The following is a 25,176-nucleotide window of genomic DNA, read 5'->3' as shown; positions in this document are numbered from 1 at the left end:
TAGAAGAAGGTAAAAATAAAATGAGTGTACTAAATGCTGTAAGAAACAAAATTATACACATCATTTTTGCTTTGATTAAAAATCAAACTTTTTATCAAAACCGCTTGAATTTGTCATAGAAATCGAATTGACGCTTTTTTTTTAGTATTTTTTCATGATAAGCAACAAGTTATATTCTAAAATTTGTCCGCCTAGCCGGAACTTTATAGTTTCAAAAAATTTTACCAAAATTAAATAGTATTTTTGCTACTAAAATTACGAGCATGCAAATCACAAATTCTGATATAAACGCTAGGGTTGAAGAATGGTTAACTCCTGTTTTTGATCAAAACACCCAACTTGAAATCAAAAAACTACAAAAAAACCCACAAGAGTTAGAAGAAAGTTTCTACAAAGACCTTGAATTTGGAACAGGTGGTATGCGAGGTGTTATGGGGGTTGGCACCAATCGAATTAATAAATATACGTTAGGAAAAAGTACCCAGGGATTAAGTAATTATTTACTGCAACAATTTCCAAATGAGCAACCAAAAGCTGTTATAGCCTATGACTGTAGAAATAACAGTGACACTTTAGCGCAAACTGTAGCAGATGTGTTTTCTGCTAACGGAATTAAGGTGTATTTGTTTAGCGAACTTCGTCCTACTCCTGAATTATCTTTTGCCGTAAAAGAATTAGGATGTCATTGTGGTATTGTATTAACGGCTAGTCATAATCCTCCAGAATATAACGGGTATAAAGTATATTGGCAAGATGGTGGACAATTAGTACCTCCTCAGGATCAAGAAATTATTTCAGAAATAAATTCATTACAATATTCTGATATACAGTTTGAAGCGAATTCAAATCTTATACAAAAAATCGATACTCAAATTGATGATGTATTTATAGAGCAAAGTGTAAAAAACGGAAGTTTTGTTGCATCACAAGAAGCAAAAGACAATATCAAAATTGTTTTTACTTCTTTGCATGGCACTTCGATTACTGCAGTTCCTGAAACCTTGAAAAAAGCAGGGTTTAAAAATGTATATATCGTAAAAGAACAGGCCGAGCCTGATGGTAATTTCCCGACGGTTAAATCACCCAACCCAGAAGAACCTGAAGCCTTAAGCATGGCGATGCAACTTGCAAAAGAAGTAGATGCAGATATTGTAATTGGTACTGATCCCGATTGTGATCGATTGGGAATTGCTGTTCGTAACGATAAAGGAGAATTACAACTTCTAAATGGAAATCAAACCATGATCGTAATGACCTGGTTCCTTTTAGATTATCATAAAAATGAAAAAGGGTTTCAGGGTAATGAGTTTATTGCTTCGACTATTGTTTCTACACCAATGATGAGAACTCTTTCTGAAGGATATGGTGTAGAATATAAAGAGGTATTAACTGGTTTTAAATGGATTGCTAAGCTAATAAAGGACAATCCCGACAAACATTTTATTGGTGGTGGTGAAGAAAGTTTTGGATTTATGGTCGGAGATTTTGTAAGAGATAAAGATGCGGTAACCTCTACCCTATTGGCTTGTGAGATTGTAGCGCACACAAAAGCTAATAACAGTTCTTTTTATGAGACCCTACTAAATTTATACGTCAATCATGGTTTTTATAAAGAAAGTCTCATTTCTTTGGTAAAAAAAGGCATCGATGGTGCGGCAGAAATCAAACAGACCATGATCGACCTTAGAAATAATCCACCAGAATACATAAATAATGAAAAGGTTGTGTTAATTGAAGATTATCAAACCAGCATTGCTAACAACACACAAGATCACACCGAAACTAATATAGATACTCCAAAATCTAATGTATTAATATTTTATACAGAATCTGGAAGTAAAATTGCAGCCAGACCCAGTGGTACTGAGCCTAAGATTAAATTTTATATCAGTGTACAAGATACATTAAAGACGATTTCAGATTTTGATGAGGTGCAACAAGATTTAGATGCAAAGATTGCAAACATTAAAGAAGATTTAAAATTAAATTAGGGTGAAATCAACAAAGTAATCGATTAAAGGATCCGATACTAAACCTATACAAATGAAAAAAGAGTGCGGTTGCACTCTTTCTCTTCACACAAATCATCTTAATTTAGGGGCTTACTCTAAAATTAAAACTCACTTTTATTAAAACTTTCATCTTGGGGGGGATGAAAGCGCTAACTCATTTTTACAATGTAAAGATACACATTATTTTGAACCCACCAAATAAAAATCGTATTTTATCTTAAAAAAAAAGCATTTTATCCTTAAACAAACAATTAAATTACATAGAAAGTAGTCTTTTACTTACAAATACTAAATTGTTACTACCGAATAATATAAACGAAAAAAGAGTGCAGTTGCACTCTTTCTCTTCACACAAATCATCTTAATTTAGGGGCTTACTCTAAAATTAAAACTCACTTTTATTGAAACTTTCATCTTGGGGGGAATGAAAGCGCTAACTCATTTTTACAGTGTAAAGATACACATTATTCTGAACCTACCAAATAAAAATCGTATTTTATCTTAAAAAAAAGCATTTTATCTTGAAATAAACAATTAAATATTACAAAAAGTAGTTTTTTACTTACAAATACTAAAATATTATTACTAAATAATATAAACGAAAAAAGAGTGCAGTTGCACTCTTTCTCTTCACACAAATCATCTTAATTTAGGGGCTTACTCTAAAATTAAAACTCACTTTTATTAAAACTTTCATCTTGGGGGGGATGAAAGCGCTAACTCATTTTTACAGTGTAAAGATACACATTATTTTAAATCTACCAAACAAAAAATGTATTTTACCTAAAAAAAAAGTATTTTATCTTGAAATAAACAATTATAAATTGCAAAAAAGTAGTCTTTTACCTACAAATACTAAAATATTATTACTAAATAATGTAAACGAAAAAAGAGTGCGGTTGCACTCTTTCTCTTCACACAAATCATCTTAATTTAGGGGCTTACTCTAAAATTAAAACTCACTTTTATTAAAAACTTTCATCTTGGGGGAAATGAAAGTGTTAATTCATTATTACAGTGTAAAGATACAACTAAATTTCAATTTCGCAAGAAAAAAGTGCATTTTATCTATTAAAATAGTAAATAATCATCGAATTTAACATTTATACTTACAAAATTCCTACAAATATATCTAAATCTAAACCCTTAGATATTCCAAATTAAACCTTTTTTATGTACATTAGTCTTAGTATTTAGAGAATACTATTTACAAACCACAAAACGATAACGCTTGATAACTCAAGAAGAAGAAAAACGTCTATTAGCAACATTACAGTCTGATAAAGAAATAAACACTGCATTTAGTCAACTTGTTTCTTTATACAAACAACGCTTATATTGGCATATCAGAAATATGGTCAAAAATCATGACGATACAGACGATATTTTACAGAATGTATTTATTAAAGTATATAAAAACATAAAAAAGTTTAAAGGTGACAGTAAATTATATTCATGGTTGTATCGAATCGCTACAAATGAGTCTATTACTTTTCTCAATCAAAAGGCAAAAAAATATAACATCACAAATGAGGAGTTAAGTATACAATTGGTACAAAATTTAGAAGCAGATGTATATTATGAAGGAGATCAAATACAATTAAAATTACAAAATGCCATTGCTCTGTTGCCACAAAAACAGCAGCAAGTATTTAATATGAAATATTTTCAGGAATTGAAATACAAAGAAATATCTGAAATTTTAGAAACCAGTGAAGGTGCCCTTAAAGCATCATATCATTTGGCTACAAAAAAAATTGAAGAATTTTTAAAGAATGATTAAACCTTTATACATTTAAAAAGTCTTAGTAATAGTGAAAAAAGATAATTTACATAAAAACAATGGAGGTTTTAAAGTACCTGATAATTACTTTGAGCGTTTAGAAAATAAGCTTTCAGAAAAAATACTTTCTGAAAATAATTCGGATGATGTATTGAAATCTAGAATTAACTCAGGCCTTAAAGTCCCCGAGAAGTATTTTGATTCAATCGAAGATCGTGTACTACAGCACATAGAACCACAAAAAACTAACAGAAAAGTTATCTCTTTATTTACTAGAAGAAATCTAGTGTATGTATCTGGTATAGCAGCCATGATTGCCATAATTTTTTCAATCTCTATTAATAAAGAAAAAAGTTTAAACTTTAATGATATAGACATTGCAGATATTCATGCATACTTTGATGAAGAGGGTATAGATTTAACCGCTACAGAAATAGCATCGTTATTTGATGAAAACACTACTTATGAAGAAACCTTTGAAGAAGAATTTATAAATGATGACGACCTATTAGAATATTTATCAAATGAAAACATTGAAGATGACATTATATTTCTCGAATAAAATAAAATTAATGAAAAAGATATTTTTACTTATTTGCATTGCTTTTACTACCTATAGTTCTTTTGCGCAAAATGGCCCAAGAGAAAGAATGAAAGCTTTTAAGGTAGCATATATTACCGAAAAACTGAACCTTACAAGCAAAGAAGCGCAGCAATTCTGGCCAATTTATAACGCCCATGAAAAAACTGTTGAAAATCTCAAAAGAAAAGGACGTAAGCTTATCAAAGGGTTACAGAATAAAAGTAATGGCCCTGATGGATTAAATGATGCACAAGCAGGAGAGTTTTTAAGTCAATATATGGATAACGAAGAGCAAAAATCAAAAGCTCGACAAGCCTTAATATCCGATTTAAAAAAGATACTCCCCAATATGAAAATCCTAAAGCTTATAAAGGCTGAATCAGATTTTAATAAACGTATTTTAGAAAGGATAAGAGAACGAAGAAAAATGAATTAATTTTTAAATAGATAAAGAGGCACAAGTAGCCTCTTTATCTATTTAAAAATTATCTTTGCAATCCTCCCCTTTCCTGCAGCAACAGCAGTACTATCATTCACGAATCGCAGGGTATAAAAACCTTCTTTACTCAACTCTTTCCAGTGCTGCCCAAAATCATTAGAAATAGAAATGCCCGTAAACCCAACACATACTAATTCTTTACCTCCACTTTTAGGTACATAACGTATACAGCTTTTGTAACCAGGCCCAATACCATTAGAAATTAATTTCCAAGTTTTACCTCCATCTGTAGTTATTGCTTTATTTGCCTTATTATCATCTGGCTTTGTATAATCGCCCCCATAAATAACCCCATTATTTTTATCATAAAAATGAATAGAATATGCTCCTTTTGTCGGAGTTCCCTGAACAATTGGAGTTTCAAAGACATTCCATGTTTCTCCTTTATCGGGTGAATAAAACACTCTAGATTTCTTCCCTCCAGAAACAATCCATGTATGATCGCCTACAATAGCAATATTACCATTACTTGCTGCAAAGGCCGCTTCTCCTTCAACAGTACCGGGAAGACGATCACAAGGTATTTTTTTCCAAGATTTTCCACCATCTCTAGTCATTATAATAGACAAACAACCATCGGTAGGGTCACCCATGGCAATTCCTTCGGTAGTATTCCAAAAAGCTATTGCATCATAAAATGCTTTTTCATGATCTTCGGTATACACTACTTTTTCTTCTCTGGTATGCAAATCTATCTTTCTTAACCTCGCTGGAGACCCAATACCTAAAGTATAAAATGCTCCATTCGTAAAATTTACAGCCCGTTGTTGTGCAATCCAATTCTCTTGATCCTCATCAATAACGTCTTCAAAAAATGAAAGTTGTCTTTTATGTGTTTCCAGGTTGATAAAACCATATCCCCTATCAAATCCAAAACCCAACAACGTATCATTATATATATCGATAGCTCTTATACTGATTGAATCTTCATAAATAACATTGATATTTACTTCCGAAAAATTATGAACTACGGCTTCGTCTTTCGTATTGCAAAAGGCTAATCCAAATCCAACCAGTACTATAATAATGTATCTCATTGTTAATATTTGTAATCAAATATAACTGTATTTGACAACAAAGGTCTACCTTTGCAGACCTAAAAAATAATACAATGCGTTTACACAGAAACCTTGTCTTTGCCGTTATAGATGGATTACATGAAATATTTAATGAAGGAAGCTATGCCGATAAGGTTGTACAAAAGTTATTAAAGCGAGACAAAAGATGGGGATCTAGGGATCGTAGTTTTGTGGCAGAGACTGTATACGAAATAGTACGATGGAAACGCTTATATGCCGAAATTGCCGAAGTAAAAGAGCCATTTTCCAGAGAAAATTTATGGAGACTTTTTGCCGTTTGGGCAACTTTAAGAGGTATTTCGTTACCAGATTGGAAACAAATTGCCCCTACTCCTACTCGACGCATCAAAGGGCGCTTTGATGAATTAAGTAAAATTAGAAAATTTAAAGAATCAATTCCTGATTGGCTTGACCAACTTGGTGAGAAAGAATTAGGAAAAAAATGGAGCGAAGAAATTAGTGCTTTAAATCAACAAGCTCCGGTTATTCTTCGTGCAAATACGTTAAAAATATCAAGAGATAAGCTAAGAAGTGTTCTTGAAGATGAGAATATCGATACCGAATTTATAAAAGGATATCCCGATGCACTACAACTTGTAGAAAGAACTAATGTATTTTCTACCGAAGCCTTTAAAAATGGTTTATTCGAAGTACAGGATGCATCATCCCAATTAGTAGCAGATTTCTTAGATGTACAACCTGGTCAAAGAGTCGTAGATACCTGTGCCGGTGCCGGTGGAAAAACCCTTCATCTTGCGGCATTAATGCAAAATAAAGGTCAAATTATTGCTATGGATATCTATGGTAATAAACTTAAAGAATTAAAACGAAGAGCTCGAAGAGCTGGTGCTCATAATATTGAACCCAGAGTCATTGAAAGCACTAAGGATATTAAAAAATTACATGGCAAAGCAGATCGTGTATTAATAGACGCTCCTTGTAGTGGTTTAGGTGTTTTGAGTAGAAATCCTGATGCTAAATGGAAATTACAACCTGAATTTTTGGATACTATTAAACAAACACAATCCACAATTCTAGAAAGCTATTCAAAAATGGTAAAACATGGAGGCAAATTGGTATATGCAACATGTTCAATCCTACCTTCAGAAAATCAGGATCAGGTAACTCATTTTCTTTCAAAAGAAGCAGGACAAGATTTTACATTAATTAAGGATAAAAAAATATTATCACATCAATCAGGCTTTGATGGCTTTTATATGGCTTTATTAGAAAGAAAACAATAAAGTTATAATCCACTAAGCAAACCTCACGAGCACATCTAAAATGGTTATACCTCTCATGTCAATGACATGAACACATCCTGAGTCACAAAAACCTTCAAGTCAGTGACTTGGGAAAGTTCTGAATTAAGAAAACCTTCATGTCAGTGTCATGGATAAATCCTGAGTTGTGGAAACCTTCATGTCAATGACATGAACACATCCTTAGTTCTTGAAAGCTTCATGTCACTAACATGAGTAAATTCTACGTCTATACCACCTTCATACCCTGAGGCATTCCTTTTTCATCACCTATAAAACCTATGGTATACAATGATACCCTAAAAAAATACATGAACAACTTCAAAATTGAATCATAATTTTAGAAAAATATTATAGAGAAAACAGTAAATTTGCTGCTTGTTCAACACAACACAATTATCCATAAAATGATTCATTTCTTCGGAAACCAAAACGAAAAGGTATTTGCCGTACAAACCAATCAAGAAATATCTCAAGAAAATATAAAAAAGCTTGTCTGGTTATTTGGCAACCAACCTAAACTATCTGTGGCGTCTATTGACGCTTTTTTTGTTGGTCCGCGTGCCGCAATGATTACCCCTTGGAGTACCAACGCTGTTGAGATTACTCAAAATATGGGGATCGAAGGCATCATCAGAATAGAGGAGTTTAATGCAGTTTCAAAAGATTTTATCGATTTTGATCCAATGCTCTCTCAAAAATATGATGATCTGAATCAGGAGATTTATACAATAGATATCAAACCAGAACCTATTCTGGAAATTGATGATATAGCAACATATAATATAAAAGAAGGGCTAGCTTTAAGTGATGAAGAAATACAATATCTAGAAGGTGTTAGTAAAAAAATAGGAAGAAAACTTACCGATTCTGAAGTATTTGGCTTTTCGCAAGTAAATTCAGAACATTGTCGCCATAAGATCTTTAATGGAACTTTTGTTATTGATGGTGAGGAACAACCCACATCGCTTTTCAAACTTATAAAAAAGACTTCAGAAACAAATCCAAACGATATTGTTTCTGCATACAAAGACAATGTGGCCTTTATAAAAGGTCCAAAAGTCACTCAATTTGCTCCAAAAACAGCAGATAAACCTGATTATTATACAGAAAAAGAGTTTGAAAGTGTAATTTCACTAAAAGCAGAAACTCATAATTTTCCAACTACTGTAGAGCCTTTTAATGGAGCTGCAACAGGTTCTGGAGGTGAAATTAGAGATCGTCTTGCGGGCGGAAAAGGTTCTTTACCACTAGCAGGAACAGCCGTATATATGACTTCATATTCCAGGCTAGAAGAAAATCGCCCCTGGGAGCAAGCCATGAATGAAAGAAAGTGGTTATACCAAACACCAATAGACATATTGATCAAGGCTTCAAATGGAGCATCAGATTTTGGAAATAAATTTGGACAACCCCTTATTACCGGGTCGATTCTCACTTTTGAGCATGAAGAACACTTCGACAAGCTTAGTGCAAAATCACGCAAGTTAGGTTTTGACAAAGTAATCATGCAAGCCGGTGGTATTGGATATGGTAAAGCAGATCAAGCGCTCAAAGACACTCCAGAAGCAGGAGATAAGATTGTGATTTTGGGTGGAGAAAACTACCGTATAGGTATGGGTGGTGCAGCAGTATCCTCTGCCGATACTGGAGAGTTTAGTAGTGGTATAGAACTAAATGCGATACAACGATCTAATCCAGAAATGCAAAAACGTGCTGCCAATGCTATTCGTGGTATGGTAGAAAGTGAAGAAAACACTATCGTTTCTATACACGATCATGGAGCTGGTGGGCACCTTAATTGTCTTTCTGAACTTGTTGAAGAAACAGGCGGAAAAATAGATCTAGATACATTACCAGTGGGTGACCCCACACTTTCTGCCAAAGAAATTATCGGTAACGAATCCCAAGAACGTATGGGATTGGTCATCGGGCAAAAAGATATCGATACCCTTGAACGTATTGCAGAAAGAGAACGATCTCCTATGTATAAGGTCGGTGATGTAACTGGTGACCATCGCTTTTCTTTCCAATCCAAGACCAAAGGTGATACGCCAATGGATCTGGCACTAGAGGATATGTTTGGTAGCTCTCCAAAAACTATTATGACCGATCAAACCATTGCCCGTAGCTATGAAAATCTTAATTATACTGTAGATAATTTTCAGAAATATCTTGATCAAGTATTACAATTAGAAGCTGTTGCATGTAAAGACTGGCTCACTAATAAAGTTGACCGCTGTGTTGGTGGACGTGTGGCAAAACAACAATGTGTAGGTCCGCTTCAATTACCACTAAATAACTGTGGAGTGATGGCTCTTGACTACAAAAGTGCCGAAGGTATTGCAACAAGTATTGGGCACTCCCCTATTTCGGGATTGATTAATCCCGAAGCCGGAAGCAGAAATTCTATTGCCGAGGCATTGACTAATATTGTTTGGGCTCCGCTTAAAGATGGACTAAAATCAGTTTCATTATCGGCCAATTGGATGTGGCCTTGTAAAAATGAAGGTGAAGATGCACGATTATATAAAGCAGTAAAGGCAATTTCAGATTTTGCTGTGGATTTAGGAATTAATGTGCCAACGGGTAAAGATTCTTTATCCATGAAACAAAAGTATCCTAATGACGAAGTAATTTCTCCTGGAACCGTAATTATTTCGGCCGCTGCCAACTGCGACGATATCAATAAAATAGTAGAACCTGTTTTGCAAAAACATGGTGGAGATATCTATTATATCAACCTATCAAATGACACCCATAAATTAGGAGGTTCTTCATTTGCACAGATACTGAACAAAATTGGTGCTGACGCTCCAACGATTAACAATACAGCCAGCTTCAAAAAAACATTCAATGTTATTCAGGATTTAATACGGAATAATAAAATTGTAGCTGGTCATGATGTGGCTTCAGGAGGACTTATAACTACAATACTAGAACTATGTTTTTCAGATGTTAACCTGGGAGCAGAAATTGATCTTACCTCTATTGGAGAATCAGATTCTATAAAATTATTATTTTCAGAAAACTCTGGTATTGTTTTCCAAAGTGCACTTAACTCTGATATTGAAACTGTTCTTAACCAAAATGGAATTACATTTTTTAATATAGGAAAAGCAAAAGAAAGAGCTTCTGTCTTGATCAAAAATGCTGCAGACACTTTTAATTTAGATGTTGAAAACTTAAGAAACACATGGTATAAAACATCTTTTTTATTAGATCAAAAGCAAACAGCAAATGATCTTGCAAAAGATAGATATGAAAACTTTGCTAAGCAACCGTTAAATTTTGAGTTTCCTATCCATTTTATGGGAAGAAAACCATTATTAGACACTTCTAAACCACGTCCAAAAGCAGCAATTATTCGTGAAAAAGGAAGTAATTCTGAACGCGAAATGGCCAACGCCATGTACCTTGCAGGTTTTGATGTTAAAGATGTACATATGACCGATTTGATCTCTGGTAGAGAAACACTCGAAGACATACAGTTTATTGGTGCAGTTGGTGGTTTTTCTAACAGTGATGTTTTAGGTTCGGCAAAAGGTTGGGCAGGTGCATTTTTGTATAACGAAAAGGCTAATACAGCCTTAAAAAACTTCTTTAAAAGAGAAGACACGCTATCTGTAGGGATCTGTAACGGTTGTCAATTGTTTATGGAATTAGAAGTGATCAACCCTGAACATGAAGTACATGGTAAATTGATTCATAACGAATCTCATAAGCACGAGAGTGGATTTACATCGGTTAAAATTCAAGAAAACGATTCTATAATGTTATCTACTTTAGCCGGAAGCACATTGGGTGTTTGGATTTCTCATGGAGAAGGAAAATTTGACTTACCACTTCCTGAAAATCAATATCATATTGTAGCAAAATATGGATATGAAGGATATCCTGCCAATCCAAATGGATCGGATTACAATACGGCAATGATGAGTGATAAAACAGGGCGTCACCTTGTAATGATGCCACATATAGAACGTTCCATATTTCAATGGAATTGGGCACACTATCCAAAAGGAAGGCGTGATGAAGTATCGCCTTGGATCGAAGCTTTTGTTAATGCAAGAAAATGGATAGAGAAAAAATAGTTAAAAATACTAAAGCATGGTTTTTTCAATATCCTAAATCAAAAATATATTAACAAAAACGATAAAATATTAAGGAGTTATCAAATTAGAGCTCCTTTTTTTATATATTAGAGTTGCGTATTATCAGATTTTTTATAATTTGCGAAACTATGCACGCATAGTAGTTTATTGAATCCAGAAAAACTACTATGAAATATTTTAAAACAACTTATGACAACAATTACTAGACTATTTGATTTTCCTCACTATCAGCTACAAAAATTCAATTTAGATAAAGCGTTAATAACAAAATACGATGGTGAATGGGTAGCAACTTCTTCTGCCGAATATGTAGAAAAAGCAAACCAAATTAGTAGAGGCCTACTAAGAATGGGTGTTAAACCTAATGATAAAGTTGCCATTATATCATCTAATAACAGAACTGAATGGAATATAACTGATATTGGTGTTTTACAAATTGGGGCACAAGATGTTCCTATTTACCCAACTATTTCTCAAGAAGATTACGAATATGTTTTAAATCATTCTGAATCTGTATACTGCTTCGTTTCTGATGATGAAGTATATCAAAAAGTTAAGAACATTCAAAAAAACGTTCCTTCTTTAAAAGAAGTCTTCTCATACAATGACGTCAAAGGTTGTAAAAGTTGGAATGAAGTTTTAGAACTTGGTAAAGACGATAGCAATCAAGAAGAAGTAGAAAAGATTATGGCTTCAGTAAAAGAAGATGATCTTGCTACATTAATATATACATCAGGAACTACCGGAAGACCAAAAGGAGTAATGTTAAGTCATAAAAATGTAGTAAGCAATACGCTTGCTTCAGCTACTCGTTTTCCTTTAGTACCAGGTAATATAAAAGCATTAAGTTTCTTACCGGTTTGTCATATCTATGAACGAATGACTATGTATCTATATCAATATCTTGGTGCAAACATTTATTTTGCAGAGTCTATAGAAACTATAAGTGATAACTTAAAAGAAGTATCACCCGAAATCATGACTGCTGTCCCTAGACTACTTGAGAAAGTATATGATAAAATTATTGCCAAAGGAGCAGATCTTACAGGAGTGAAAAAGAAATTATTCTTCTGGGCCGTTGATTTAGGATTAAAATATGAGCCTTATGGAGCTAATGGATGGTGGTATGAAAAGAAACTGGGTATCGCCAGAAAATTAATCTTCAGCAAGTGGCAAGAAGCCTTAGGTGGAGAGCTAAGAATAATTGCATCTGGTAGTGCCGCTTTACAATCAAGACTTGCTAGAGTATTCAATGCTGCAGGACTAAATGTTATGGAAGGATATGGTCTTACAGAAACTTCACCTGTAATTTCTGTGAATGATGTTAGAAACAAAGGTTTCAAAATAGGTACTGTTGGAAAAATATTACCAGATACCGAAGTTAAAATAGCAGATGATGGTGAAATCCTTGTAAAAGGACCGCAAGTAATGCAAGGGTATTACAAAGATGAAGAGAAAACTAATGAAGCTCTAAAAGGAGGATATTTCCATACTGGGGATATTGGAGAAATTGACAGCGAAGGGTTCTTAAGAATTACCGACCGTAAAAAAGAAATGTTCAAAACATCTGGAGGTAAATACGTTGCACCACAAGTTATAGAAAACGCAATGAAACAATCACGTTTCATTGAGCAAATTATGGTTATTGGCGAAGGTGAAAAAATGCCGGCAGCTTTCGTTCAACCTAATTTCGAGTTTTTAAAAGATTGGGCAGAGCGTAAAGGACTTAGCGTTAGTGATTCTTTTGAAGAACTAATTACAAACCAAAAAGTAATCGATCGTTATCAAGAAGAAATCGATGAGCACAACGAAAAATTTGGAAAGTGGGAACGTGTAAAAAAATTCGAACTTACATCTGATGAATGGAGTATCGATGCTGGACATCTTACACCAACGATGAAACTTAGACGAAAAATAATAAAAGAAAAATATAAAGAATTATACTCTAAAATTTATGGCTAATTCAATTCACTGATTATAATGTAAAACGCATATCAGCTTAACAGTAAATCAGTAAACTCCTCATTTTATGGGGAGTTTTTTTATTAATTCATTAGAAAAACGTAAATTACTTCAGCTTATCTTAAATTTTTACCATATTTATTATGCATGCATAGTAAATTTTTCTTACCTTTACATTCACAATACATTTTGAATGAGAGAAAAGACAATAGATTATGCGCTTAGAGCTACCTGGATGGCAGTAGCAAAGATGTATAATGAAGAAGCTGGCAAAAAAGGTAGCACTATGGCAACCGGATTTGCATTGCTCAGTATAGATCCAGAAAGTGGTACTCCTTCTACTTCATTAGGCCCCAAAATGGGTATGGAAGCCACAAGTTTATCGCGCACTTTGAAAACGATGGAAGAGAAAGGATTGATTTTCAGAAAGAAAAATCCTCAAGACGGACGTGGTGTTCTTATATACTTAACACCATTTGGAGTTGAAATGCGCAATTTTTCTAAAGAAGTAGTATTTACGTTTGACAACGCGGTTAGAAAGCATATCCCAAAAGAAAAGTTGGATAACTTTTTAGAAGTATTTCAAACGATAAATGATCTTATAGCATCAAAAAAAATTTACTCAAAACAAGAATCTATAACACCTTAACAACTTTAAGTTAAAAAATGAAAAGAATCATTAAAAAAGTTGCAGTCGTCGGCTCAGGGATCATGGGGTCGGGCATTGCATGTCATTTCGCTAATATCGGCGCAGAAGTTCTTTTATTAGATATCGTTCCAAGAGAACTAAATGACAAAGAAAAAGCAAAAGGTCTTACTCTAGAGGACAAAGCTGTCCGTAATAGATTAGTAAATGACTCTCTTACAGCCGCTCTTAAATCCAAACCCTCTCCTATTTACCATCAAAAATTTGCAAATCGCATTACAACAGGAAACCTGGAGGATGATATTGCAAAAATTGCAGATGTAGATTGGATTATTGAGGTTGTTGTAGAAAGACTTGATATCAAGAAGCAAGTTTTCGAAAACTTAGAAAAGCACAGAACACCAGGTACATTGATTACTTCAAATACATCTGGTATTCCTATAAAATTTATGAGTGAAGGAAGAAGCGAAGATTTCCAGAAGCATTTCTGTGGAACACACTTCTTTAACCCTGCTCGTTACTTAAAATTATTCGAAATCATTCCTGGCCCTAATACTTCTCAAGAGGTTTTAGATTTCCTTAACGGATATGGTGAGCAATACTTAGGTAAAACATCTGTAGTTGCTAAAGATACTCCTGCATTTATTGGAAATAGAATTGGAATCTTCAGCATCATGAGTCTATTCCATATGGTAAAAGATATGGGGTTAACTATTGAAGAAGTTGATAAGCTTACTGGTCCGGTGATTGGTCGTCCTAAATCAGCGACCTTCCGTACTGTAGATGTTGTAGGATTAGATACGTTAGTACATGTTGCTAATGGTATTGCAGACAATTGCCCTGATGACGAACGTCATGAGTTATTTAAACTTCCGGAGTTCATCAACACTATGATGGAAAACAAATGGTTAGGAAGTAAAACCAAACAAGGTTTTTATAAAAAACATGTTTCTCCAGAAGGCAAAAAAGATATTCTTTCTTTAGATTTAGACACATTAGATTATAGAGAAAAGAAAAGAGCTTCTTTCGCTACGCTTGAAATGACCAAAACTATCGATAAAGTTATTGATCGTTTTAAAGTATTAGTTTCTGGAAAAGATAAAGCGGGAGAATTTTATCGCAAAAACCTTTCTGCCCTGTTTGCATATGTATCCAATAGAATTCCAGAAATCACGGATGACTTATATAAAATTGATGATGCAATGAAAGCAGGTTTTGGATGGGAGCACGGTCCTTTCCAGATTTGGGATGCAATAGGTGTAGAAAAAGGTATTGAAATGATGAAAGCAGAAGGTTATGAACCTGCAGTTTGGGTCAATGAAATGATTGCTTCTGGCAGCACTTCTTTTTACGATGTAAAAGATGGTGCAACCTATTATTACGATATTCCAAAGAAACAACAAGTAAAAGTTCCAGGGCAAGACGCATTTATCATCCTTGATAATATTCGTAAATCTTCTGAAGTATTTAAAAACAGTGGTGTTATCGTTGAAGATCTTGGAGACGGCATTCTAAACGTAGAATTCCAAAGCAAGATGAACACTATTGGTGGAGATGTACTTGCTGGACTAAATAAAGCTATAGATATAGCAGAAAAAGATTTCCAGGGATTAGTTGTTGGTAATCAAGCAGCAAACTTCTCTGTTGGAGCCAATATTGGTATGATCTTTATGATGGCTGTAGAGCAAGAGTATGACGAGCTAAACATGGCTATAAAATATTTCCAGGACTCTATGATGCGCATGCGTTACTCTGCAATACCAACAGTTGTTGCTCCACACGGAATGACACTAGGTGGTGGTTGTGAAATATCACTTCACGCAGATAAAGTTGTTGCAGCAGCAGAAACGTACATGGGACTTGTAGAATTTGGTGTTGGTGTAATCCCCGGTGGTGGTGGATCTAAAGAGATGGCATTAAGAGCATCAGATCTATTCAAAAAAGACGATGTAGAGCTTAACATACTTCAAGAGCATTTCTTGACTATTGGTATGGCCAAAGTATCAACATCTGCTTATGAAGCATTCGATACCAACCTACTTCAAAAAGGAAAAGATATCGTTGTAGTAAACAAAGATCGCCAAATCGCGACTGCAAAAGCATATGCGAAATTAATGGCCGAACAAGGGTATACGCAACCTCCTCGCCGTAAAGACATAAAAGTACTTGGTAAACAAGCACTTGGAATGTTTTTGGTAGGTACAGATTCTATGGAAGCAAGTAGATATATTTCTGAACATGATCATAAAATAGCGAATAAGCTAGGATATGTAATGGCTGGTGGTGATTTATCAGAACCAACACTAGTTACAGAACAATACTTATTAGACCTAGAACGCGAAGCTTTCTTATCGTTAACTACGGAACGTAAAACTCTTGAGCGTATCGAACATATGCTTAAGAAAGGAAAACCTTTACGTAATTAGATTTCTGGATTGTTGGATTTCTAGAATTTTTGAAATCCAACTGATCTAAAAATCAAATAATCTAAAAATCTATTTTAAAAAATGAAAACAGCATATATAGTAAAAGCATATAGAACAGCCGTAGGAAAAGCACCTCGCGGACTGTTCAGATTTAAAAGAACAGACGAACTGGCAGCAGAAACTATCCAATACATGATGAAAGAGCTACCACAATTAGACAAAGCTCGCATAGATGATGTTATTGTAGGTAACGCCATGCCAGAAGGCTCTCAAGGACTAAACATGGCGCGTTTAATCTCTTTAATGGGACTAGACTCTATCGATGTGCCTGGAGTAACTGTAAATAGATTCTGTTCTTCGGGACTAGAAACTATTGGTATGGCTACAGCTAAAATACAAGCAGGAATGGCTGATTGTATTATCGCTGGGGGTGCAGAAAGCATGAGCGCAGTCCCAATGACAGGGTATAAAACAGAACTTAATTATGATTTAGCAAACTCTGGTCATGCTGATTATTATTGGGGAATGGGAAATACTGCAGAAGCCGTTGCTGATCAGTTTAAAGTATCAAGACAAGATCAGGACGAATTTGCATATCATTCGCACATGAAAGCACTTAAAGCTCAAGCCGAAGGTCGTTTTCAAGATCAAATTGTACCTATTAATGTTGAGCAAATTTATGTTGACGCAAACGGAAAGAAAGCTACAAAATCGTATACTGTGTCTAAAGACGAAGGGCCACGTGCAGGAACTAGCAAAGAAGTATTAGGTAAACTAAGACCTGTATTTGCTGCAGGAGGTAGTGTAACCGCAGGTAATTCTTCTCAAATGAGTGATGGAGCTGCTTTTGTTATGGTAATGAGCGAGGAAATGGTAAAAGAACTAAACCTTGAACCCATTGCCAGAATGGTAAATTATGCTGCAGCAGGTGTAGAACCAAGAATTATGGGTATCGGTCCAGTAAAAGCTATTCCAAAAGTATTGAAACAAGCTGGATTGAAGCAAGATGATATTGAGTTAATAGAACTAAACGAAGCTTTTGCTTCTCAATCTCTAGCGGTAATGCGTGAACTAAATATCAATCAAGACATTGTAAACGTAAATGGAGGTGCCATTGCATTAGGTCATCCTCTTGGATGTACTGGAGCAAAACTTTCAGTTCAGTTATTTGATGAAATGCGTAAACGCGATATGAAAGGAAAATACGGTATGGTCACTATGTGCGTAGGAACAGGACAAGGTGCAGCCGGTATTTATGAATTTTTGAATTAAAAACGATAGAAAAAAGAAAATAATACTAAAAATGAGTACAGAAACTATGAACAAAGACATTCTTCGAGGAGGTCAATTCCTTGTCAAAGAAACGAAAGCCGAAGATGTATTTACTCCTGAAGATTTTTCTGAGGAGCAAAAAATGATGCGTGATAGCGCAAGAGAATTTGTTGATCGCGAATTATGGGCGCATTGGGAAAGATTTGAAACTAAAGACTACGATTATACAGAAGCATGTATGAAAAAAGCTGGAGAGCTTGGTCTTTTAGGTGTAGCAGTTCCTGAAGCTTATGATGGCCTTGGAATGGGATTTGTATCCACTATGTTAGTATGTGATTATATTTCTGGTGCAACTGGATCTTTTAGTACTGCATTTGGTGCACATACCGGTATTGGTACAATGCCAATTTCTTTATACGGAAATGAAGAGCAAAAGAAAAAGTATGTTTCCAAGTTAGCTACTGGAGAGTGGATGGGAGCATATTGTTTAACTGAACCCGGTGCAGGATCAGATGCAAACTCAGGAAAAACTAAAGCTGTTCTTTCAGATGATGGAAAATATTATTCAATCTCTGGTCAAAAAATGTGGATTTCTAACGCCGGGTTCTGTAATGTAATGATCGTTTTCGCTCGTATCGAAGATGATAAAAACATTACTGGATTTATCGTAGAATATGATCCAGAAAATGGTATTACCCTTGGAGATGAAGAGAAAAAATTAGGTATCCACTCCTCTTCTACTCGTCAGGTATTCTTTAGTGACACTAAAGTACCAGTCGAAAATATGTTATCTGAAAGAGGTAATGGATTTAAAATCGCAATGAATGCCCTTAATGTAGGGCGTATAAAACTTGCTGCTGCTTGTCTAGATGCTCAACGTAGAGTAATTGGTGAAGCGACTAAATATGCAAATGAGCGTATACAGTTTAAAACTCCAATTATGAATTTTGGAGCAATCAAAGCTAAAATTGCTGAGATGGCTACAAATACATATGCCGATGAGTCTGCTAGTTATAGAGCTGCAAAAAATATAGAAGATAGAATTGCTATCCGTCAAGCGGAAGGAAATACACACCAAGAAGCAGAACTTAAAGGTGTAGAAGAATACGCAATAGAATGTTCTATCCTTAAAGTAGCAGTTTCTGAGGATGTTCAAAACTGTACTGATGAAGGTGTACAAATATTTGGAGGTATGGGATTCTCTGCTGATACTCCTATGGAATCTGCATGGAGAGACGCTCGTATTTCACGTATTTATGAAGGAACGAACGAGATTAACCGTATGTTAGCCGTAGGAATGTTAGTTAAAAAAGCAATGAAAGGTCATGTAGATCTTTTAGGTCCTGCTACTCAGGTTGCTAACGAACTTACTGGAATTCCTTCGTTTGATACTCCTGATTATTCTGAACTATTTGCAGAAGAAAAGTCTATCATTGCTAATCTTAAAAAGGTTTTCTTAATGGTCGCTGGATCCGCTGTTCAAAAATTCGGACCAAAATTAGAAGAACACCAACAATTGTTAATGGCTGCATCAGATATCTTAATTGAAATCTATATGGCAGAATCTACAATTTTACGTACAGAGAAAAATGCAAAGCGTTTTGGAGAAGAAGCTCAAGAAACTCAAATTGCTATGAGTCAGTTATATCTATATAATGCTGTAGACATTGCAATCAAAAAAGGAAAAGAAGCTATTGTTTCTTTTGCTGAAGGTGATGAGCAAAGAATGATGCTTATGGGACTTAAACGTTTTACTAAGTATGCAAATCAACCAAATGTTGTTGCTTTAAGAACCAAAATTGCTGATAAAATCTCTGAAGAGAACGGATATTTTATAGGATAATTATATTGCCTTCCCTAGGGCATTAAACCAGGGAGTTGTTTAATTTTGATTTAAAAAACCGCTTTTTCATTGGGTAAAAGCGGTTTTTTTATACCCCAAATTTTGTAACATATATCGCCACACAATACCTTAAAAAACTAGATTACAACTATTTAAACCTTCAATTTCTTATCATTTTTGATAAAAATTTAATAATTTATCAACACGAAAACGTTGTAGTATAAGAGTTACCCTACAAAATTGAATATTTCATAATAACTTAGTAGAAATTTAACACAAGAAACACTTTTATAAACGAAAAATTACTAATTATGAAATCTATTTCAACTCCAACGAAAATTATTAATTTGTTTGAGTCACTTACTTCAACATATATTTACATCTCAACATAGTTCATTCTTATAACAACTCCATTGTAAATATTTCAAATTAATCTTTAAAGAAAAGGCACCTACTCTGGTATAATGACTTGTGTTTTTTATTTGTGGTAAACCATTCTTTCACAAAAAAGCTTCTGTATTAAGTTATTATACAAATAAAGGTATTTTAAAGAGCAGCCTTTCTTGTAAGAAAAACCTATTCGATATGCTGTTACTGAGTGTAACAACATAGAAAACAAACATAGTATCATAACGTAAATTACTATCTATCTAAACTCAAAAAATTGCAAAAATGAAACGAAAAAAATTTAATTCAATTTTAGTAGCCTTGTTGCTAATTATTCCTTTTATAGGTATGAATGCACAAGATGAAGATGTGATGTTCCAGGCTTTTGATTGGAATGTTCAAAACCAACCTGCAGGACAGACGTGGTATAATGTAATATCACAAAACAGAAATGAAATTAGCGACGCAGGAATCGATTTAATCTGGATGCCACCTCCAAGTAATTCTGCTGCCCCTCAAGGATATCTTCCAAGAGAGCTTTATAATTTTGATAGTGCCTATGGAACAGAAACTGAATTAAGAAATTTAATTAACCAATACCATGCTCTAGATATAAGAGTAATAAGTGATATTGTTATAAATCATAGAGTTGGTTCTAATGACGCTGTTACCTTTACTAATCCGGCATGGCCAACATATTACATTACAGCCGATGACGAGGGTAGAAACTTTGTCAACTTCCCTGTTGATTTTAGTATCAATAATGACTTTTTCCCGGGAACTGATCTTAAAGCCGATGGATCTAACGGTGGTTTTGCTGCAGCTAGAGATTTAGATCACGAAAATCCTGAAGTTCGTCAGGAAATTATTCGATGGATGAACTTCTTAAAAAATGATTTGGGATTTGACGGATGGAGATACGATTTTGTTCATGGGTATAACCCAATTTACAATAAAGAATACAACGATGCTACAAATCCATACTTCGCTGTAGGGGAATTGCTAGAAAGCAGCAGAGTACAAACAAATAACTTTGTAAATTGGACCCAAGGCTCTTCTTCAGCATTCGATTTTAATACTAAAGTAAGCTTACAAAATGCATTACGCGATAATAACTTATCGTATTTACGAGATTTTTCCGGGAATCCTTCTGGGATGATTGGTATAAACCCTACCAAATCTGTAACCTTTTTGGACAATCACGATACCGGTGAAGCACAGCAATGTTGTGGATCAGGATTTGTTTTTCCAGGAGGAGAAGTTAACCTAAGAAAAGGATATGCTTATATTTTGACACATCCAGGAAACCCTATGGTGTTTTGGACACATTTTTTTAATACTGGATCAGGAGTTCGCGATGCGATTAAAGACTTAATAGCGATTAGAAAAAGTGTTAGAGTTTATGCAGGTTCTTCGATCAATATCGTAGAAGCCAGAAATGACCTTTACGCAGCATATATAGATGGTAGAAACGGTACTATAGCGATGAAATTAGGTAGTGGAAATTGGTCTCCTAACGGAAGTGGTTGGACCCTAAGAACATCGGGTAACGATTACGCCGTATGGACACAAGGAGGAGATAATACTGGAGGTGGAGAAACTGTAGCTCCATTTACAGTAAACTTCCAAAAACCGAATGGATGGGGTAATACTATTAATGCCTATTTCTTTGACGCATCAGCAAATACTACATTACCTGGAACTTCTGGTTGGCCAGGACAACAAATGAGTAATATCTCAGGAACACAGTGGTACTCTTATACAGTTACTCCACAATCAGGAACATCAGCTAATAACATAAGAGTTATTTTTAATGATGGCAGTAATCAAACTGGCAATTTATCCAGAAGTACTAATGGATGGTATACTAATGGAACTTGGACCGATACATGCCCCTCTGGATGCAGTGGATCCTCAAATCCTAACCAGGTGACCTTGAATTTCCAAAGACCAAGTGGATGGGGTAATACTACCAATATCTATCTTTATAATAAAGCCACTAATCAAACCTTATCTGGCACTTCAGGTTGGCCTGGTCAATCTATGAGCAATCTAAGTGGAACTTCATGGAGCGCAAATACATTTACATTGCCAAATGGTGTATCTACAAATAATGTAGGTGTTGTTTTCAATAATGGAAATGGACAACAAACCGTTGATCTTACCAGAGGTACTGATGGATGGTTTACAGTTACTGGCACTAGCAATGGAAAAAGAACAGGTAGCTGGTCTGGTAATTGCCCCAATAATTGCCCTTCAAAGACAGCTCAAAGACTTGTAGAGAATTCAAAATATAGAGGTATAGTATCACCAAATCCTATTACTAATCAAAGTAAATTATATGTTTCTACCCCAACCAAAGGAGCATTGGAAGTGACTGTCTCTAATATATTAGGGCAAACAACCACACTTTATAATAAGAAAGTAGCCCCTGGTAATCACTCTATTGATATTAAAAGCGAAATCATGAACCAAAAAGGGATGTATTTTTACACCATTAAGTTCAATAACAATACCATTGATCAAATAAAAGTTATTAAACAATAACCAAATACCCCTGTTTTCACTTTCAGTAATTTTGCTGTGAGAAAGAAACGCGGTTGTTACTTATTCAGAAGTAGCAACCGCGTTTTAAATTTAGTTTATTACATTTATCCTAAATTACACCACCAAATCTTCTTATGAAAAAAATCACATTCATATTTATTATAGTATCTATACTAGGATATACACAGGGAAAAGAAAACAACAATCTTGATAAATCTAGTGTATCTACTCCTCTTAATCAGACCACACATACCAAAAAAGACCATCAAATCAGAAAAGTCAAAAAAGCAGTCATTGTGCCCAAGTTAGATGGAAAAATGGATGATCCAATATGGAAAGAGACATTATGGTATGGACTGGACCAAAAATGGCTTGGATCATCTTACGAGTTTAATGATTTCTTTGGTCGATATAAAATAGCCTGGACTCCTGAAGCATTGTATCTTCTGGTTGAAATAAAAGATAACATTTTATATGATCAGCATAAAGATCCTTTAAAATTATGGTGGGATGACGATTGCGTAGAAATTTTTATAGATGCTGACAACTCAGGTGGTAATCACCAGTATACAAACAACGCTTTTGCATATCACGTAGCTTTAGATGGCAATGTAGTTGATTTGGATCAAAATCAAAAACCAGTACTTTATAATAATCATGTTTCTACAAAAAGAGTCACTAATAACGATGTATCCGTGTGGGAATTTGAGATTATCGTTTATGATGACTCGTATAAAGAAGGAAAAGTAAATGATCCTTTGATTTTAAATAAAGATCAAAAATTAGGATTTGCAGTTGCCTACAACGATAATGATGGCAGTGCCGAGCGAGAAAATTTTATAGGCTCCGTTTTTATCCCTGGAGAAGAAAAAAATCTCGGATGGATTAATGCAGATGTCTTTGGAACTATTATTCTTGTCGAATAATTCTCTAGCCCTACCTACAAAGTATGCATATTAATGAATGGTTTCCATCAATTTTTCCTCTTTGGTAATCCCTCCAGAAAAATTTGCCGCAGTCTCTATAAGTGCGAGATGCGAATATGCTTGCGGAAAATTACCTAACAATCTTTTGGTTTTAAAATCTATATCTTCACTAAAAAGCCCCAAATGATTACTATAAGAAAGTAATTGATCAAATAGTTTTTGAGCTTTGTCACGCTCCCCAATTTTAAACAAACTATTTACAAACCAAAAACTACATATCGTAAATGATGAAGATGGTAATCCAAAATCATCTTTATTCTTATATCTGTATAACAATCCATCATTACATAATTCTCTCTCTGTAGCATGCACCGTACTAATAAACCTAGTATCCATAGCATCAATAAAGCCATAAGACTCCATCAATAATGTTGAAGCATCCAAATCAGAAGAACCATATGATTGTGTGTATGCCTGTTTTTCTTCACTCCAAGCATTTTTGTAGATCTCATCATGGATACGATCTCGTAAACGTATCCAACTTTCGTTTTTATTAGTCTTATTAATTAGCTCTCCTATTTTTATCGCTCTATCTACTGCTACCCAACATAATAGTTTGGAAAATGTAAAATGACGTTCTTCTGTTCTAAACTCCCATATTCCTTTGTCAGGTTTCTCCCAATTAACATTAACTATATGTACGATACTCTTACTTATGGTCCATAAACCTTCACTATTATCCAAATCACAATCAAATTTCATAAACTGTTGGTAGATAACATCCATTAAAATTCCATAAATATCATTCTGCTTTTGGTGATATGCGGCATTTCCTATTCGCACGGGGCTTGAATTTTGATATCCCTTAAGGTGATCGAGTGTTTTTTCGGTTAGTTTTTTTTCGCCATTAATCCCATACATGATCTGAATTTTCTCATCCTTATCGGGTATAATATCTATAATAAACTGAAGAAATCGTTCTGCTAATCTTTTATGTCCTAAGTTAGAAATCACTTTAATAACCATAGAAGCATCTCGGATCCAGCAAAACCTATAATCCCAATTACGAACTTCTCCAATTGTCTCTGGCAAAGAAGTTGTAGCCGCAGCCAAAACCGCACCAGATTTATCATAACTTAATAATTTTAGCACTAGTGCGCTTCTTAATATCTGGTCATTATAATGTTTGTATGAAGTCGTATTTTCGCACCAGTTAAGCCAATACACTCGTGTACGTTGCATTTTGAGATAACATCTTTCCAGAGACTGATTTAGTATTTTTTCGTGATAGCTAATCAAAAAATATGCATGATCATTAAGGATAATTTCGTCAGAACTCAAAATAGAATCAAAATCAAGATTAGAGTATAAGTATAATGTATCATACTTCTCTTCATTAGTAATACTTTTGATATAATCAGTTTTAACTTCGAGATCTGTTCTACCCATTGCATATTCTAACTTTGGGTCATATTTTACTTTGAATTTAGGTGTTCCAGAAATTAATTTCACATACCTTACAATATCTGGCGGTGAATAAAAAGTGCCATCATCATTTTTGTATCGAGGCATGAAATCAATTATCTCAAATACATCGGCTCCATTATTAAACTCGGTAACCAAAATATTGGTCTTATGAATGTATTTTTGAGAGATTTTATAATCATCACTTACTATAATTTCAAAACTACCACCTATTTGTTCGTCCAAAATCTTAGCAAAAACAGAGTACGAATCAAAATTTGGTAAACAACACCAATCTAAAGATCCATACTTTGAAATAAGCGCTGCACTTTGACAATTTCCAATAATTCCATAGTCGAGATTATTCATA

15 protein-coding genes are annotated in these 25,176 nt (G+C 34.4%); 13 read left to right on the top strand and 2 right to left on the bottom strand.

What is annotated here, in order from left to right; all coding sequences use genetic code 11:
* The first annotated feature begins 263 nt into the window (after window positions 1-263).
* The 4 genes from JJQ60_RS13180 (at window position 264) to JJQ60_RS13165 (ending at window position 4,814) form a co-directional block, all read left to right on the top strand.
* The gene (locus JJQ60_RS13180; protein WP_201920707.1) at window positions 264-1,991 is read left to right on the top strand and encodes a phospho-sugar mutase; all 1,728 of its coding nucleotides are present in this window, start codon (window positions 264-266) and stop codon (window positions 1,989-1,991) included.
* Window positions 1,992-3,300: 1,309 nt separating this feature from the next.
* Complete coding sequence (locus tag JJQ60_RS13175; RefSeq protein WP_455423519.1) at window positions 3,301-3,795, top strand: RNA polymerase sigma factor; 495 nt, start codon at window positions 3,301-3,303, stop codon at window positions 3,793-3,795.
* Window positions 3,796-3,826: 31 nt separating this feature from the next.
* Entirely contained in the window at window positions 3,827-4,357 is a 531-nt protein-coding gene (locus JJQ60_RS13170; protein ID WP_201920704.1) for a hypothetical protein, read from the top strand.
* Between the two features lie 10 nt (window positions 4,358-4,367).
* Entirely contained in the window at window positions 4,368-4,814 is a 447-nt protein-coding gene (locus JJQ60_RS13165) for a sensor of ECF-type sigma factor (RefSeq protein ID WP_201920701.1), read from the top strand.
* Window positions 4,815-4,852: 38 nt separating this feature from the next.
* Here the strand turns inward: JJQ60_RS13165 and JJQ60_RS13160 are convergent, their stop codons facing one another.
* On the bottom strand, window positions 4,853-5,914 hold the full coding sequence (locus tag JJQ60_RS13160; RefSeq protein ID WP_201920698.1) for a WD40/YVTN/BNR-like repeat-containing protein: 1,062 nt from the start codon (window positions 5,912-5,914) through the stop codon (window positions 4,853-4,855).
* A 74-nt stretch (window positions 5,915-5,988) separates the two neighbouring features.
* Here JJQ60_RS13160 and JJQ60_RS13155 point away from each other — a divergent pair, with 74 nt between their 5' ends.
* The 9 genes from JJQ60_RS13155 to JJQ60_RS13115 all read left to right on the top strand — a co-directional run bounded on the left by JJQ60_RS13155 (window position 5,989) and on the right by JJQ60_RS13115 (window position 23,342).
* Window positions 5,989-7,200, top strand: coding sequence for an RsmB/NOP family class I SAM-dependent RNA methyltransferase (locus tag JJQ60_RS13155; protein ID WP_201920696.1), 1,212 nt, complete (start codon window positions 5,989-5,991; stop codon window positions 7,198-7,200).
* A 425-nt stretch (window positions 7,201-7,625) separates the two neighbouring features.
* On the top strand, window positions 7,626-11,312 hold the full coding sequence (gene purL / locus JJQ60_RS13150) for a phosphoribosylformylglycinamidine synthase (RefSeq protein WP_201920692.1): 3,687 nt from the start codon (window positions 7,626-7,628) through the stop codon (window positions 11,310-11,312).
* A 210-nt stretch (window positions 11,313-11,522) separates the two neighbouring features.
* Window positions 11,523-13,295, top strand: coding sequence for an AMP-dependent synthetase/ligase (locus JJQ60_RS13145; protein WP_201920689.1), 1,773 nt, complete (start codon window positions 11,523-11,525; stop codon window positions 13,293-13,295).
* Window positions 13,296-13,488: 193 nt separating this feature from the next.
* A complete protein-coding gene (locus JJQ60_RS13140; protein ID WP_201920687.1) occupies window positions 13,489-13,944 on the top strand; it encodes a MarR family winged helix-turn-helix transcriptional regulator in 456 nt (151 codons plus the stop codon).
* Between the two features lie 17 nt (window positions 13,945-13,961).
* On the top strand, window positions 13,962-16,367 hold the full coding sequence (locus JJQ60_RS13135) for a 3-hydroxyacyl-CoA dehydrogenase/enoyl-CoA hydratase family protein (RefSeq protein WP_201920685.1): 2,406 nt from the start codon (window positions 13,962-13,964) through the stop codon (window positions 16,365-16,367).
* 81 nt (window positions 16,368-16,448) lie between these two features.
* Window positions 16,449-17,639, top strand: a complete 1,191-nt coding sequence (locus tag JJQ60_RS13130) for an acetyl-CoA C-acyltransferase (RefSeq protein WP_201920682.1) — start codon at window positions 16,449-16,451, stop codon at window positions 17,637-17,639.
* Window positions 17,640-17,670: 31 nt separating this feature from the next.
* Window positions 17,671-19,482: an acyl-CoA dehydrogenase family protein gene (locus JJQ60_RS13125; protein ID WP_201920679.1), complete on the top strand. Its 1,812-nt coding sequence runs from the start codon at window positions 17,671-17,673 to the stop codon at window positions 19,480-19,482.
* A gap of 672 nt (window positions 19,483-20,154) precedes the next feature.
* Entirely contained in the window at window positions 20,155-22,416 is a 2,262-nt protein-coding gene (locus JJQ60_RS13120; protein WP_201920677.1) for a starch-binding protein, read from the top strand.
* A gap of 134 nt (window positions 22,417-22,550) precedes the next feature.
* Window positions 22,551-23,342 (top strand): sugar-binding protein, encoded by a 792-nt coding sequence (locus JJQ60_RS13115; RefSeq protein ID WP_201920674.1) that lies wholly within the window; start codon window positions 22,551-22,553, stop codon window positions 23,340-23,342.
* Between the two features lie 30 nt (window positions 23,343-23,372).
* Here JJQ60_RS13115 and JJQ60_RS13110 read toward each other — a convergent pair whose 3' ends face one another.
* Window positions 23,373-25,175, bottom strand: coding sequence for a glycoside hydrolase family 15 protein (locus JJQ60_RS13110; protein WP_201920671.1), 1,803 nt, complete (start codon window positions 25,173-25,175; stop codon window positions 23,373-23,375).
* Between the last annotated feature and the right edge of the window lies 1 nt (window position 25,176).

Source organism: Aquimarina mytili (assembly GCF_016735115.1).
GTDB lineage: Bacteria > Bacteroidota > Bacteroidia > Flavobacteriales > Flavobacteriaceae > Aquimarina > Aquimarina mytili.
The sequence above is the reverse complement of the archived record's forward strand: the minus strand, read 5'-3'. Positions and strand labels throughout refer to the sequence as shown.

Coding starts and splice junctions, on each gene's coding strand:
- JJQ60_RS13125 (WP_201920679.1), top strand. CDS start 17,671: ATGAGTACAGAAACTATGAACAAAGACATTCTTCGAGGAGGTCAATTC.
- JJQ60_RS13145 (WP_201920689.1), top strand. CDS start 11,523: ATGACAACAATTACTAGACTATTTGATTTTCCTCACTATCAGCTACAA.
- JJQ60_RS13165 (WP_201920701.1), top strand. CDS start 4,368: ATGAAAAAGATATTTTTACTTATTTGCATTGCTTTTACTACCTATAGT.
- JJQ60_RS13160 (WP_201920698.1), bottom strand. CDS start 5,914: ATGAGATACATTATTATAGTACTGGTTGGATTTGGATTAGCCTTTTGC.
- JJQ60_RS13115 (WP_201920674.1), top strand. CDS start 22,551: ATGAAAAAAATCACATTCATATTTATTATAGTATCTATACTAGGATAT.
- JJQ60_RS13135 (WP_201920685.1), top strand. CDS start 13,962: ATGAAAAGAATCATTAAAAAAGTTGCAGTCGTCGGCTCAGGGATCATG.
- JJQ60_RS13130 (WP_201920682.1), top strand. CDS start 16,449: ATGAAAACAGCATATATAGTAAAAGCATATAGAACAGCCGTAGGAAAA.
- purL (WP_201920692.1), top strand. CDS start 7,626: ATGATTCATTTCTTCGGAAACCAAAACGAAAAGGTATTTGCCGTACAA.
- JJQ60_RS13110 (WP_201920671.1), bottom strand. CDS start 25,175: ATGAATAATCTCGACTATGGAATTATTGGAAATTGTCAAAGTGCAGCG.
- JJQ60_RS13120 (WP_201920677.1), top strand. CDS start 20,155: ATGAAACGAAAAAAATTTAATTCAATTTTAGTAGCCTTGTTGCTAATT.
- JJQ60_RS13155 (WP_201920696.1), top strand. CDS start 5,989: ATGCGTTTACACAGAAACCTTGTCTTTGCCGTTATAGATGGATTACAT.
- JJQ60_RS13140 (WP_201920687.1), top strand. CDS start 13,489: ATGAGAGAAAAGACAATAGATTATGCGCTTAGAGCTACCTGGATGGCA.
- JJQ60_RS13180 (WP_201920707.1), top strand. CDS start 264: ATGCAAATCACAAATTCTGATATAAACGCTAGGGTTGAAGAATGGTTA.